General features: G+C 71.4%; 12 protein-coding genes. 3 read left to right on the top strand and 9 right to left on the bottom strand.

Going from position 1 to position 13,465, the window contains the following annotated elements:
* Positions 1–56 precede the first annotated feature (56 nt).
* Positions 57–431: a GntR family transcriptional regulator gene (locus AC0699_RS01905; RefSeq protein ID WP_478654414.1), complete on the top strand. Its 375-nt coding sequence runs from the start codon at positions 57–59 to the stop codon at positions 429–431.
* Positions 432–510: 79 nt separating this feature from the next.
* Here AC0699_RS01905 and AC0699_RS01900 read toward each other — a convergent pair whose 3' ends face one another.
* The 5 genes from AC0699_RS01900 to AC0699_RS01880 form a co-directional block, all read right to left on the bottom strand.
* On the bottom strand, positions 511–1,605 hold the full coding sequence (locus AC0699_RS01900; RefSeq protein ID WP_453661305.1) for a DUF5925 domain-containing protein: 1,095 nt from the start codon (positions 1,603–1,605) through the stop codon (positions 511–513).
* 73 nt (positions 1,606–1,678) lie between these two features.
* Positions 1,679–2,443: a polysaccharide deacetylase family protein gene (locus AC0699_RS01895; protein WP_478654628.1), complete on the bottom strand. Its 765-nt coding sequence runs from the start codon at positions 2,441–2,443 to the stop codon at positions 1,679–1,681.
* Positions 2,444–2,487: 44 nt separating this feature from the next.
* Complete coding sequence (locus AC0699_RS01890) at positions 2,488–3,540, bottom strand: glycosyltransferase family 2 protein (protein ID WP_469772708.1); 1,053 nt, start codon at positions 3,538–3,540, stop codon at positions 2,488–2,490.
* A gap of 5 nt (positions 3,541–3,545) precedes the next feature.
* On the bottom strand, positions 3,546–4,424 hold the full coding sequence (locus tag AC0699_RS01885) for a glycosyltransferase family 2 protein (protein ID WP_478654411.1): 879 nt from the start codon (positions 4,422–4,424) through the stop codon (positions 3,546–3,548).
* Positions 4,425–4,752: 328 nt separating this feature from the next.
* A complete protein-coding gene (locus tag AC0699_RS01880) occupies positions 4,753–5,148 on the bottom strand; it encodes a hypothetical protein (RefSeq protein ID WP_478654408.1) in 396 nt (131 codons plus the stop codon).
* Positions 5,149–5,398: 250 nt separating this feature from the next.
* Between AC0699_RS01880 and AC0699_RS01875 the strand changes: the two genes are divergently transcribed.
* On the top strand, positions 5,399–6,205 hold the full coding sequence (locus tag AC0699_RS01875) for an SGNH/GDSL hydrolase family protein (protein WP_478654405.1): 807 nt from the start codon (positions 5,399–5,401) through the stop codon (positions 6,203–6,205).
* Here the strand turns inward: AC0699_RS01875 and AC0699_RS01870 are convergent.
* The 4 genes from AC0699_RS01870 to AC0699_RS01855 form a co-directional block, all read right to left on the bottom strand.
* The gene (locus tag AC0699_RS01870) at positions 6,189–7,964 is read right to left on the bottom strand and encodes a serine/threonine-protein kinase (RefSeq protein WP_478654403.1); all 1,776 of its coding nucleotides are present in this window, start codon (positions 7,962–7,964) and stop codon (positions 6,189–6,191) included. The genes AC0699_RS01875 and AC0699_RS01870 overlap by 17 nt on opposite strands.
* Positions 7,965–8,022: 58 nt before the next feature.
* Positions 8,023–9,645 (bottom strand): HoxN/HupN/NixA family nickel/cobalt transporter, encoded by a 1,623-nt coding sequence (locus tag AC0699_RS01865; protein ID WP_478654400.1) that lies wholly within the window; start codon positions 9,643–9,645, stop codon positions 8,023–8,025.
* A gap of 449 nt (positions 9,646–10,094) precedes the next feature.
* Positions 10,095–11,402, bottom strand: a complete 1,308-nt coding sequence (locus AC0699_RS01860; protein ID WP_478654398.1) for a tetratricopeptide repeat protein — start codon at positions 11,400–11,402, stop codon at positions 10,095–10,097.
* Positions 11,399–12,925, bottom strand: a complete 1,527-nt coding sequence (locus AC0699_RS01855) for a DUF4331 domain-containing protein (RefSeq protein ID WP_478654396.1) — start codon at positions 12,923–12,925, stop codon at positions 11,399–11,401. Before AC0699_RS01855 ends, AC0699_RS01860 begins: the two co-directional genes overlap by 4 nt.
* Positions 12,926–13,169: 244 nt before the next feature.
* Here AC0699_RS01855 and AC0699_RS01850 point away from each other — a divergent pair, with 244 nt between their 5' ends.
* A complete protein-coding gene (locus tag AC0699_RS01850) occupies positions 13,170–13,436 on the top strand; it encodes a hypothetical protein (protein ID WP_453666219.1) in 267 nt (88 codons plus the stop codon).
* The last annotated feature ends 29 nt before the right edge of the window (positions 13,437–13,465 follow it).

Below are 13,465 nucleotides of genomic sequence, written 5' to 3'. Positions count from 1 at the left end.
TGCGCGCATGCCTCCCATTTTCCGGCGGCGGGGCCGAAGTGCGCGACAATCACTCCGTGACCTTGAAAATCGTCATCGACACGGACTCCGCCTCCGCGCCCTACGAGCAGCTCCGCTCCCAGATCTCGGCACAGGCCCGCTCGGGCAGGCTGCCCGTCGGCTACAAACTGCCGACCGTCCGGGGCCTCGCGGAGGAGCTCGGGCTCGCGGCGAACACCGTCGCCAAGGCGTACCGCGCCCTGGAGAGCGACGGGGTGATCGAGACCCGCGGCCGCAACGGCACCTTCGTGGCCGCCGCGGGCGAAGCGGCGGAACGCCAGGCCGCGGCGGCGGCCCAGGCGTACGCCGAGCAGGCCCGACGTCTCGGGCTGTCCCGGGCGGACGCGGCGTCGGCGGTCGAGGACGCGCTACGGGCGGTCTACGAGGCCTGACCTCGTGGTGGGCAGTCGTTCCTCTCCCAGGACGAAGTATCGGGGTGAGCCACAGCGCAACGACTGCCCGCACCCTGCGTCACAGATACAGCCCCGCGTCCGCCCCGTCGTGCTGCGACGGGACCGACGCCGGGGTCGTCCCGCGTCGCAGCGCGTACAGCTCGGCGAGCGTCGCGCCCTCGCGGCCCACGCCTTCCTCGGTGCCGAGCCAGGACACCGCCTCGTTGCGGGTCAGCGAGCCGACCTCGATGCGCGCCAGACAGCGGCCCGGCCGGACCACCGCGGGGTGGAGCCGCTCCAGGTCCTCGTTGGTGGTGACGCCGACCAGCACGTTGCGGCCCTGGCCCAGCAGCCCGTCCGTCAGGTTCAGCAGGCGGGACAGGGCCTGGCCCGCTGTGTGCCGGGCCTCGCCGCGGATCAGCTCGTCGCAGTCCTCCAGGAGCAGCAGCCGCCAGCGGCTCTTCGCCGTGCCCTCGTCCTCGCCGATCGCGATGTCCATCAGATAGCCGACATCGTTGAACAGCCGCTCCGGGTCGAGCACACAGTCGACCTGGCACCAGTCCCGCCAGGAGCGGGCCAGCGTCCGCAGGGCCGATGTCTTGCCCGTACCCGGCGGACCGTGCAACAGCAGCAGCCGTCCCGCGATGTCGTCGGGTGTCACCTTCATCAGCCGGTCCATCGCATCGGCCACCGGCGCCGTGTAGTTGGGCCTGATCTCGGCCCAGGTGCCCGCGCTGATCTGGCGGGTGGTGCGGTGCGGGCCACGGCGCGGGGACACGTACCAGAAGCCCATCGTCACGTTCTCGGGCTGCGGCTCCGGCTCGTCCTGGGCGCCGTCCGTGGCCTGCTGGTGGATCTTCTCGGCGAGCTCTGAGCTGACCGCGGTGACGGTGACGTCGGCACCGCGGCTCCAGCGGGAGATCAACAGGGTCCAGCCGTCGCCGTCGGCGAGGGTGGCGCTGCGGTCGTCGTCGCGCGCGGCGCGCAGCACCCGGGCGCCCGGCGGCAGCAGCGTGGCGCCGGGCTTGACGCGGTCGATCGTCGAACTGTGCGAATACGGCTGCTCGCCCGTCGCGAAGCGGCCGAGGAACAGCGCGTCGACGACGTCCGACGGCGAATCGCTGTCGTCGACGTTGAGCCGGATCGGCAGAGCGTCCTCAGGGTTGGCAGTCATGGCGCCATGATCCGGCACTGCGGTCCTCCGCGCACGATGTTTTGGCGTGTGGCGCTACGTACCGGTTTCGCACTCATGTGTGGAGCCGCCGCACCGCCCTCCGGGCTGCCCGCACGACGGCGTAGCCCTTCGTCAGCGCCCGGTCCCGGGCGAAATTGCGTGTGACGGCCCGGCCTTCGACGAGCCGCTCGAACTCCTCGATGCCGGTGGAGCGCCGTACGGTCACCCGCTCCAGCGCATACGGTCCCTGACGCCGGCGGGCCGGCGCATTGCCCACGGCCAGCGACTGGGTGAAGCCGACCGCCCGCACCATCTGCCTGACGCGGCGGCTGGAGTAGCCGTACGGGTAGGCGAACGAGACCGGATCCGTTCCCAGTTCCTCGGCGATGATCTCCTTGCAGCGCAGGGTCTCGAAGCGCAGCCGGGCGTCGTCGAGCTGGTCGAGCTGCGGATGGGTGTGGGTGTGGCCGCCGATCTCCGTGCCCGCGGCGGCCAGATCCCTTACCTGGTCCCAGTCGAGCATGGTGTCGAGGGCGCCGCCTTCCTCGTGCGCGCCGCGCAGCCATCCGGTCGACACGAAGAGGGTGGCGGCGAAGCCGTGCTCGGAAAGGACGGGGAGGGCGTGCCGGTGCACACCCTCGTAGCCGTCGTCGAAGGTGATCAGTACGGGCCGCGGCGGCAGCGGTTCCCCGCGTCGCCAGGCCTGACCGAGCCGGGCCGTCGTGATCGGGGTGAATCCGCGCTCGCCGAGCAGCGCCATCTGCTCGGCGAAGGCGTCCGGTGATACGGACAGTCCGAGTGTCGCCGGTGCGGGCCGGTGCCCGACCGCGTGGTACATGAGGATCGGGACGGCCTGGTCCGCGGCCCGGGTCGCGGCCTGGTTCACGGTGACGACTCACCTCCCGTGCCAGGGCCGGTCCGGCCCCCGGGCGCGTAGGCGGTGATCGGGCCGTGCGAGAACGCCACCCCGGCGCGGGTGCGCACGCTCGCCAGTGCGTAGCCCGCCGCCGCGGTGGCGACACCGGCGACGATCGCGCCGGCCCGGCCCGCTCCGCCCCGGCGCCCCAGCAGTGCGTCGCGCAGCCCGCGGGCGACGCCCGCCGGGAGCACCCGGGTGGTGTACCGCCGCTCGGTCTCCAGGCCCTTGCCGCTGCCGACGCTGTGCGAGACCAGCGCCTTGGACAGGCCTTCGGCGTAGGTACGGGTACGGAAGTAGCCGAACCTCTCGCGCCCGGCGGGGACCTTGTGGTGGATGACGGCGCGGTCGTCGATCAGCAGCACCGCGTGCGGGAGAGCACGGCTGAGCCGGATGCACAGCTCGGTCTCCTCGCAGCCCAGCGGCCGTTTGTCGCCGTCGCGTCCGATGCCGGTGGCGAAGCCGCCCGTGGCATCGAAGGCGGCACGCCGGAAGGACGCGTTGCCACCGAGGACGTTGCGCACCCGGACACGTCCGCGCGGCAGCCCCCGGTACGTACAGCCGACGACCCAGTCGAACTCCTCGGGGAACCATGCCGGTCTGCGGCCCGATGCCCAGGCCGGCACGGTCCGCCCGCCGACGGCCATGACCCGCGGATCGTCGTAGCCCTCGTCGAACCAGCGCAGCCAGTCGCGCTCGGCCACGGCGTCGTCGTCGAGGAAGGCGACGATGTCGCCGCGGGCCGCGGCGATTCCGGTGTTGCGCCCGGCGGAGAGGCCGCGGGGGCCCGCGTTGGCGAGCACCCGTACCTCTCCCTGTGCCGTGGCGGTCCCGCAGCCCTTGAACTCGTTGCCGAGCCGCTCCAGCAGCGCCGCGTTGTGGTCGACGACGAGGAGTGTCTCCAGGGCCGGCAGCGACTGCTTCCGTACCGAGTCGACCGCCGCGAGGATGTCCTCCCACCGGTCCTCGGTGTAGACGCAGATCACCACGGAGAAGCGCCGGTGAATCGCGTTGCTCACGTGACTCAAGAGACCTCTCCCCGGGGGGCCTTGAGGGTGATGGCGGGCGCACGGCGCGCGGTGCGGCGGACGCCCTTCTCCTGCAGGATCACCTTGAGGACCCGCAGCCCGTCCCGTACGGCGCTGAGGTTGCTGACGCCATGGATGCGCAGGTACTCGTGGCTGGGCACTTCCTGGACCCGCAGTCCGGCCTTGACGACCCGGATGTTCATCAGGGTCTCGATCTCGAAGCCGGTGCAGTCCAGGGTGATTCTGTCGAGGCAGTGACGCCAGAAGGCGTTGTACCCGTAGCAGAGATCGGTGTAGCGGGCGCCGAACTTGGCGTTGACGATTCCGCAGAGGACGCGGTTGCCGAGCTTGCGGATGGGTGTCATGTCGTCGGTGCCGCCGCCGTTGGCGAAGCGTGAGCCCTTGGCGAAGTCGGCGCCGCCGACCAGGGCGGAGACGTAGCTGACGATCTCCTGGCCGTCGGCGGAGCCGTCCGCGTCGACCATGACGATGATGTCGCCGGTGCAGGCGGCGAAGCCGCTGATGAGCGCGTCGCCCTTGCCTCTTCCTGCCTGTTTGACGACCTTGACGTCGGGCCACAGTTCCCTGGCCACATTCACGGTGTTGTCCGTGGAATTGCCGTCGACGAGGACGACTTCATGGATCCATTCCGGCAGTGTCTTGAACACGTACGGAAGGTTCTCCGCCTCGTTCATGGCCGGGATCACGACGCTGACCGGCGGCGCGATCGCGAGATGGGAGGAGATCGGACGGTACTGGGCCGGTATTCGGCCGAGCGTTGTCGTGGCGGTCGCCGTCGCGGTGGCTGTGGTGGCTGTGGTGGCTGTGGTCAGCGGATCTTGACCCGGGACCGCCGGGCGCAGGAACGAGCTCATGAGTCGGTTTCCCTCTCGTCCGGTGGACCGCCCACCCCCGGGCGGTCCGGATGAGTGTCCGGTTCGAAAGGGGGGTTCTCACCATGGCCAGGACGGCATCGATCCCCGTGCAGGTTGGGTGAGTTGGTATTGCTGGCCGCGCGGCACGCGACTCGGCACAAGTGCATGACCGAGCACGGCACCCCCCTACCGCGCCCCGCCTCGGAGTCATCGCGACGCTCGACTCCTCCCCTGGAGTCGCCTTGCACGATGGACCGTTGCGGGTGGATGTACGACGGTATTGATGATTAGGACTGTATGGCAAGACCTGGAACGAGGGCTCACCTTTTTACATCTTTTTCCTCCACGGACGGAAATGCGCAAGACTGTTCCGCATTCCGATGACAAAGAGTAAGAAAGTGATCGCTGCGACAGCGGTGACTCCGCTCATCACCGACCACAGTTCCAGCGCCCGCATCGACTGGGCGACGAGCAGGTCGATCAGGACGGCACCGGCCGCGGACAGGGGCATACGGGCCGCCGGCGGCATGGGGCGCAGCGCCGCGGCGAGCCCGGCGGCCGGTGCGGCGGCGAGGTAGAAGAGCGCGAACGGCGCGCGCAGGGGTGAATCGAGTCCGGCGAGCGCCAGTGTTGCGCCCACTGCTGACGCGGCACATGCTCCGCCCGCGAGCACCGGAAGGACGTCCGTCCGGAGTACGGCCGGCTTGGTGAAGATCGTCTGCATGGGCGTGTTTGCCCCTCAAGATGGCGGATTGCCTGGATGCTGAGGCTTGCCATGCTGCGCAGTGCCCGACGGGCCGTCAAGGAGCTCTTCCGGAGGAGTGCTTGCGGAGCGGTGCTTCCGGGGTGTCAGGAAGTGGTGCGTCCGTGCTCGGCGGGCGACCGCTCGCCGATTGTTCTTGGCATGAACACTTCCGGTGAACTATGGGACATGCTACGACAGTTGAGCAGAGATCCTGCTAATGGGAGGTTCCATGAAACTGTCCCGAATCGCGGCAATCTCATCCTCACTCCTCCTCGGCGTCGTCCTCTCCCTCAGCGGGGCCGGAACGGCGCAGGCCGCGCAGGCGGCGGCGGTCGACTACGTGGCCCTCGGCGACTCGTACTCCTCGGGCCTCGGCGCCGGCTCCTACATCAGCGGCAGCGGCAACTGCAAGCGCACCAATCGCGCCTATCCCGCACTCTGGGCGGCGGCCAACTCACCCTCGTCCTTCGCCTTCACCGCCTGCTCGGGTGCCAGAACGAACGATGTGACGAGCAGTCAGCTCGCTCCGCTCAACTCCGCGACCGACCTCGTCTCCCTCACCATCGGCGGCAACGACGCCGGCTTCGCCGACGTCATGACCACCTGTGTGCTGCAGTCCGAAGCCAACTGCATCGCCCGTGTCGAAGAGGCGAAGCGCTACGTCGACACCACACTGCCCGGGCGGCTCGACTCGGTGTACAGCGCGATCAGCACCAAGGCGCCGGCCGCGCGTGTCGTCGTCCTCGGCTACCCCCGCTTCTACAAGCTCGGCGGCAGCTGCCTCGCGGGGCTCAGTGAGAACGAGCGCGCCGCGATCAATGGTGGCGCCGACCATCTCAACGCCGCCATCGCCAAGCGCGTCGCCGACCACGGATTCACCTTCGCCGATGTCGCACCGGCCTTCACCGGGCACGAGATCTGCTCCGGCTCCGCGTGGCTGCACAGTGTCAACTGGCTGAACATCAGCGAGTCGTACCACCCCACCGCGTCCGGACAGTCGGGCGGCTATCTGCCACCGTTCAGGGCGGCGGCGTAACCGAAACCGCAGGATAGGAAGGTCCGCCGGAGGCCCCGTAGGTGGCGCCGCCAGTGGCACCCTGGGTGGAGCCCTCCGTCGAACCGTCCGTGGATCCGCCCGGGTCGCCCGTCGGCGACTCCGGCTCGCACGTCACCGAGAACGCCACCCAGTTGGACCGCGCCACAACCGGACTCCGGACCTCCACCCGGATCCGGTCGTGGTGCGTCGAGCCCTGCGCGTACGTCAGCTCGATGTGATTGACGTGCCGTGACTTCCCCTCCCCGGAGGGGAAGTCGAGCGTCTTCCAGCCCGCGTCGGAACTCCTGCCGCTCTCGGTCACCCAGCGGTACCCGACGGAGACGGGGGTACGGCCCACCGTGACCGTCGCCCTGAAGGCGGGCGCCTCGGCCTCGGGTGCCGGGCAGGTCCCGCTGTAGCTGCCGTGCACCGCCCGGACGTACACCTTCACACTCTGCCGCGGCGGCGCGATCGTCGCCGAACTGTGGCCGCCCGGCGTCGTGCTGTCCGCGGGCCCCGGCGTACCGGCGGACGAGCCGCCCCCGGTCGTACCCGGACCGGCCGTGGCACCGGCGCTCGTGGAGCCACCATTCCTGCCGCCGCCGTCGCTGTTGCCGCTGCTGTTGTCGCTGCCCTTGCCCTTGCCGCCGCCGTCCGGGAGGCCACCGTTCACCAGGGCGTAGGTGAGGCCGCCGATCGACAGGAGCAGGACGGCGATCCCGGCGGTCAGCACGACCGCGGCACGCCGCGGACGGCCCGGTGACGTGGTGGTGGACGGCGTGGGTGTGGGTGGTCCGAAGGACCCGACCGGCGTGGCCGGTGAGGTGGGCGGGGTGGGTGCGGTGGGTGCGGTGGGTGTGGCCGAGGTGACCGTCATGGCGTGCGGTCCGGAGGAGGGCGGGGGAGCGGTACGCGGCGTACCGCCGGCTCCCAGGACCCGCAGCCGGCGCTCGGCCTCCTCGGCCGACAGCCGCTCCGCCGGATCCTTCCGCAGCAGTCCCGCGATGACCGGCTCCAGCGCTCCCGCCCTGCGCGGCGGTGGCAACTCCTCGTCGACGACCGCGCGCAGCGTGCTGAGCGGTGTGTTCTGGCGGAACGGCGAATGCCCCTCGACCGCCGCGTACAGCAGCACGCCGAGCGACCAGAGGTCCGACTCCGGGCCCGGTGTGCGGCCGAGGGCCCGCTCCGGTGCGAGGAACTCGGGCGAGCCGACCAGTTCGCCGGTCATGGTCAGGTTCGACGTCCCCTGGACCCTCGCGATCCCGAAGTCCGTCAGGACGACCCGGCCGTCGTTCGCGAGCAGCACGTTCCCCGGTTTCACGTCCCGGTGCAGCACCCCCGCCTCGTGCGCGCCGCGCAGCGCGGCGAGGACCTCGGCGCCGATGTGCGCGGCGCGCTGCGGGGTCATGGGCCCCTCGGCATCGAGGACCTCGGAGAGCGACAGACCGCGGATCAGCTCCATCACGATCCACGGTCGGCCGTCCTGGGTCGCCACGTCGTAGACCGTGACCACATTGCGGTGCGAGATCCGGGCGGCGGCCCAGCCCTCGCGCTCCAGGCGTGCGTAGAGCCGCCGTACGTCGCTGGTGTCGAGCGCGGCCGGCGCCCGGACCTCCTTGACCGCGACCTCCCGCCCCAGCAGCTCGTCGCGGGCCCGCCACACGACGCCCATGCCGCCCTCGCCCAGCCGGCCGAGCAGCCGGTACCGCCCCGCTACCAGCATCGCGTCGTCCCGATCGTCGCCCGGCACTTCGCTCATGACGAGCCCCCCATCCGCAGCAGAGCGACCATCACGGTGGAAACCCCTCCAAGCTAGCTCAACTCATGGCTCCTGCGGCCCCCCTCAGCACCAATCCACATCCCAGTACGAATACGGCGACGGCCGTGCTCAGCGGAGCCGACCGCTGGACGAAGCCGGCCAGCCGCCCCGTCGTCCGCCGCCGAGCCAGCCGCGCGGCCACTCGCGCCCCGATCCGTACGACGGCGAACCCGGCCACGGTGAGGGTGAGGGCGAGACCGGCTCCGTAGGCGACGACGAGCAGGAACCCGAACCAGGCGTGCCCGAGCGCGGCGGCCCCGACCAGCACGACCACGGCGGACGGGCTGGGTACCAGGCCCCCCGCGAACCCGAGCAGCACGCTCCGCCGCAGCGGCTGCGGCTTCCCGCGCTCGCGCCGGTGCCCGCGGTCGCGATCGTGCTCGTGTGTGTGCTCGTGCGCAGGCTCGTGGTCGTGTGCAGGCGCGTGGGCGTGGTCGTGGCGGTGCTCGTGCCCTGGTGCGTGGTCGTCGGCGCGCTCGTGGTCGTGGTCGTGGTCGTGGTCGTGATGGTGATGGTGCCCGCCGCCCAGCCAGTGGACATGGGTGTGCCCGTGCTGGTGCGCCCGGTTGTGCCACGCCCGGCGCACCAGCAGCGCACCCGCCACCGTGACGAGCATCCCGCTCGCCACGCCCAGCCAGCCGACGACCGACGGCGCCACGGCCGAGCCCGCCGCGATGAGGGCGCCGAGGGCGAAGACGCCGAGGGTATGCGTCACCGTCACGGAGGCGCCGAGCGTCAGGACCTCCCGAAGGGAACTGCGGCCGCCGGCTGCCGCAGCCGCGGCCATCAGCGTCTTGCCGTGCCCCGGGGCGAGAGCGTGGAGCGCGCCGAGGCCCAGTGCGATGGCCAGCGCGAGCGCGCCGAGCGGCACCGTGAGGTCGCGCTGTTCGACGAGTTCGGTCAGGGCCTGGGTCCAGCGGTCGGCCCCGCGCGGCAGCACCGACGGCGGCGCCGCCGGTGCCGGTCCGCCGGCGAGCGCCGGTCCCCCGGGTACCGCTGTGAGGGCCGCGGTCGTGCACTCCGGCGGGGAGTCGAGGAGCCCCGCCGGGTACGCCGAGAGCCTGCGTGACACGGAGTCCTCCGGCACGTCCGACGACGTCAGCGTCGTACGGTCGCCCCGCGCCGTGATCTCCCGCCAGCCGGCCCGGTCGGCACCGCCGGCCCGGAAGCCGACACGCGCCGTCCCGCCCGGCAGCGGAGCCTTCAGCGCGCATTCCACCCGGAGCGTGGGCAGCCCCGCCTGGCCCGGGCGGATCTCGGCCCGGGCGGCACCGACCGCGAGGGCGACCGGCCGCCCGTCCACACTCAACCGCGCCTCGCCCGCGGCCGACGAACAGCGCTCCTTCGCCCAAGCCGAGAGGCCACCCGCCGGAAACCGCTCCGGCCGGATCCGGGCCGTCGGGATCTCCGCCAGGTCCTCGACATGGTCGACCTTCAACTCGTCCTCGCCGACGACGAGTCCGTCGTACCGGTTGACCGTGAAGTTCCCCAGAGGGTGCGCCGCTGCGGGTGCCGCGCCTGCGGCCAGCAGCGCGACGACCGCGACCCCGACCGCCGCGACGGCGGCCAGGGCGCGCCGCCCCGTGCCTCGCGGCGACGCGCCGGGGCCGGCAGATCCCACCGGGCTCGCGTGCCGTGCTGCCGCACCTCGCCGCTCCCCCTGGGCCCTGCGGGCCCGGGAGGTGCCCCCGGTCGTCGGTCGCCGAAGCTCCGCAGCGGCTCCTTCCTCCGTCTCGCAGCTGCACGCGCCAGACCCCGCGCGCTGATCCGGCCTGATCCGAACGACAGGCCCTGGTCGCGTCGTCGTCAGTCGCCGTGACTCCGCCATGACTCTCCCCCTGCCTCCGGCGGGGGGACACCCGACCTCCGAGGAGTCCTCCGCCTTGCGATGCGTCCCCTCGGCCCCTGCGGGCCTGGGGAGACCCCATGCACCGGACGCCACGCGCCGGTCCGGCCCGAACCGCACGACACCCCCTGGCGGCCGTACGCGCGCCAGGCAGCCCCGCGCGCCGGCCGCCATCGCGGCAACGGCGATCAACACCACGGCGACCACGCTCCCGATGTCGTTCCTCATGACGCCTCCAGACCGTCCAGCGCGCGCCGTGCCTCGCCGGAACCGACGGGGGAGAAAGCGGGGTTGAGCGCCAGCGCACGGGACAGGGAGGCCCGTGCGCCGGTCTTGTCTCCCGTGGCCCGCTCGATCATGCCGCGGTGGTACAGGAACACGGCGTTCTGGTAGCCGGTCCCGGTCGCCCGGCGGGCGTGGGGGAGCGCGTCCTGGGAACGGCCCGCTCGGTGCAGGGCCCAGGCGAGTGCGTCCTCGGTGTGCACGGTGCGGCGGCGCTGCCATTCGGCCTGGGCCGCGCGCAGGGCCTCGGCGCGGTCGCCGTGATCCGCTGCGGCGAGCGCTGTGTCCAGGTCGGGGTTCACGCCGCCCGCGCGGGCGAGACCCGTCCAGGTGCCGACGACCGCGTACTGCTGCTGGGCGAGTTCATGCTTGCCGCTCGCCTCGTACAGCTCACCGAGCGCCACAAGACGTCCCGGCAACGGCGATTGCTCGACGATCTCCTCGAACTCCTTGACAGCTGCTGGGAGATCACCCTTCCCGGCCGTCGCCCGCGCCCGGCACTCACGCGCCTCCAGATTCCCCGGCTGGGCCTTCAAAGCCAGGCCGCAGTGCCGCAACGCCTCGTCGTACGCGCCCTGCGACCAGGCCAGTTGACCGAGCGCGGTAGCCGTATAGGCGACATCGCCACGCGCGCTCGCCGACCCCCTTGCGAGATCCAGCACCCGCCGCGCCTCCGACGTGTCCCCGCGCAGCTCATGGACGTACGCGAAGCGTGTGAAGACGGGGATGCCGGGACGCCGCGCATCCGCCAGTTCCGCCGCCTTCAACGCCTCGTCGTAGCGGCCGAGTTCGACGAGAGCGTCGATCCGTACGGCGAGCCCGCGCTCGCTGTACGGATTGACGGAGAGCGCCCGGTCCGCGTCCCGCAGCGCCGCCGTGAAGTCGTGCCGCGCGGCGGCCAGGGCGGCCCGGCCGGCGAGCGCCTCGGCGTTGTCGTCCGGCCGCAGCCGCAGGGAGCGGGCGAAGGCCTGCTCGGCCTGGGGATAGCGCGAGGGGTCGCCGTCGGCCCGGGCCTCCTCGACGTACGCGGCGCCGAGCGCCGCCCAGGCGCCGGCATCCTTCGGCTGCGCCTTCAGATGCGCCTGCAGGGGACGCACACCCTGACCGACAGCGGCTCCGGCGGCCGCCGGAGCGGTGGGGACGGGCAGCTCTCTCGCGCCCCCCACCACCGCTCCCACGGCTGTCAGCACGAACGCCAGTCCCACGACCCCGGCTCCGAGCCGCCACGCCGCACCCGTGCCTGGCTTCATGACCACCTGCCGCGCCGCCGCATCCGCCACCACGCGAGGCCCAGACCCACGAGCACGATCCCCGCGCCCGCCGCCGCCACCGAGGCGGCCAGCACCGTACGGTTGCCCGAGGCGTCGCCGGCCGTGAGCGCGGAGCCTCCGTTGAGCTGGCTGCGATTGCCTGCGCCCTTGGCCAGAGGCCCGTCCGAGCCCGACGTCGGCAGCGCCACGTACGGGAAGGCCGAGCCGAACGCCTGGTCGTTCGCGTCCACCGCATCGCCCAGGTCGTTCTTCTTGCCGAGCAGTTCGCCCTCGACGACCTGGAGCGAGATGTCCACGACGTCGTCGGTCAGCCGGCGCCCGTTCGGGTAGCCGGCGTTGTCGCCGTCCAGTACGCCCAGCCGCTTCGGCGCGGACGTGGGCGGGACCGCCGTGTTCAGGCGCAGCGCCTCGGCCGGCCGTACGTTCGGCGGCTGGTTCAGGTCCTTGACCCCGGTGAGGAACACGGACACGAGGTCGTCGCGCGGTTCCTCCGGGGCTTCGATCTTGTAGATGCCCTCGATGAGCTTCGGGAGCTCGGGATTGGTGACGGACTTCAGGAAGTCGCCGTCGTTCCACGGCGCGGACGCGTTGAACTTGTCCTTGTCCTTGAGCGGAAGGACGACCTCGTTGACCAGTGGCATACCGAGCCGTGAGACCTGGGTCCAGTCGCCGCTCGCGTTCCTGCGGTGGGTGGTGGACCAGATGCCGACCACGGGCTGTCCGACCGACTGCCGGATGTGGTCCGACGGCACCTGCAGCGCGATGGTGTTGACGTTGTAGCCCTTCAGCGTGTCCCGGCCGACCTCGGACAGGTCGCCTCCGTACAGCAGGTCGAAGACACGCAGGTCGAGGAAGAACGGATCGTCGGCCTGCCCCGCGAACACCGTGCTGCCGTCCTGCAGTTTGCGCACCGCCTGGTGCCGCAGCTGCGCATAGTCCGGCATGGACGCTTTGCCCACGTTCGAGGGGGCGACCGGCACATCGTCGGCGATCTTGGTGGTAGAGATCACATGCTGGTTCCGCAGTCGCAGCAGCTCGATGTCATAGCTCTGCGTGATGTTGAGGTCCGGGTCGTCCAGGCTGGTCACGGGACCCGTGTTGAACAGGAACGTGTCGCCGTTCTTGACCTGGTCGTGGAACGTCCAGCGGTAGAGCAGGTCGCCCTGGGCGTCCCCGTCCGAATCGATGTGGATGTCGTAGCGGGCGTCGTTCGCGAACCGGTAGAAGTTCGGGCCGCCGGCCGGCTCCTCGAACGGCAGCCAGTTGGCGACGATCGTCGTCGTGTCGGGCCGGTCCGGGCTGACGAACGCGTAGACGTCCGTGTTGTCGTACTGGGGCTGACCGGAGATCAGCGGGGCCTCACGGTGGCTCGATGCGTTCGCCGACCCCGGTGCGAGGGTGGTGCTCACGCCGGCGGCCGCGAGCCCCCCGGCTGCCAGCGCACCACAGATGAGCGCGGCAAGACTCCTGCGCCCCCGTGTGCTCCTGTTGAGAGAGATCATGTCCGTCCCGTCCTGTACGAGGAGTTGAGCACTGCCTGGTGACAGGTGTTCGGGACTGATGGGCGGGTGGATTGGCCGACTTCGAAAACTGTCCAACTCGCCCTGGAATCAGATGGATTCACCGCGTAGTCGTCAACCACCGTACGAGTGTGCTGAATCCGGCGACCGGGATACACGAGTGTCACCGCGGGGCGATAGGGTTAACCTGCCCGGGCCGGGTGCCCTCGTACGGGTGGGGAGTGACATGGAACAGATAACGGTGCGCAGCAGGCCGCGAGTGCCTGCGATCACATGTGGGAGCAGCGCGACCAGCTCGCGTCTCGACCGCCATCTCGCGGTGCTCGGCGGACCTGCCGTGCCGCAGCGCGAGGCGGCCGAGGCGACATCGCTGATGCTCGAGCTGACGACGCGTGATGTCGCGCACACCCGCGGCAGCAAGAGCGCGCGCGTCTCGCTCTTCGCGCCGCTGCGCAGGCTTCGGCGCTCGCTCTTCGGCAGCCGCGGCCAGTAGGCCGGCGGGGTGGCCGGCCGGCGGCGCCG

Source organism: Streptomyces sp. NPDC043870 (assembly GCF_056435785.1).
Note: the sequence above shows the minus strand (reverse complement) of the source record. Positions and strands in the feature narration are given on the sequence as shown.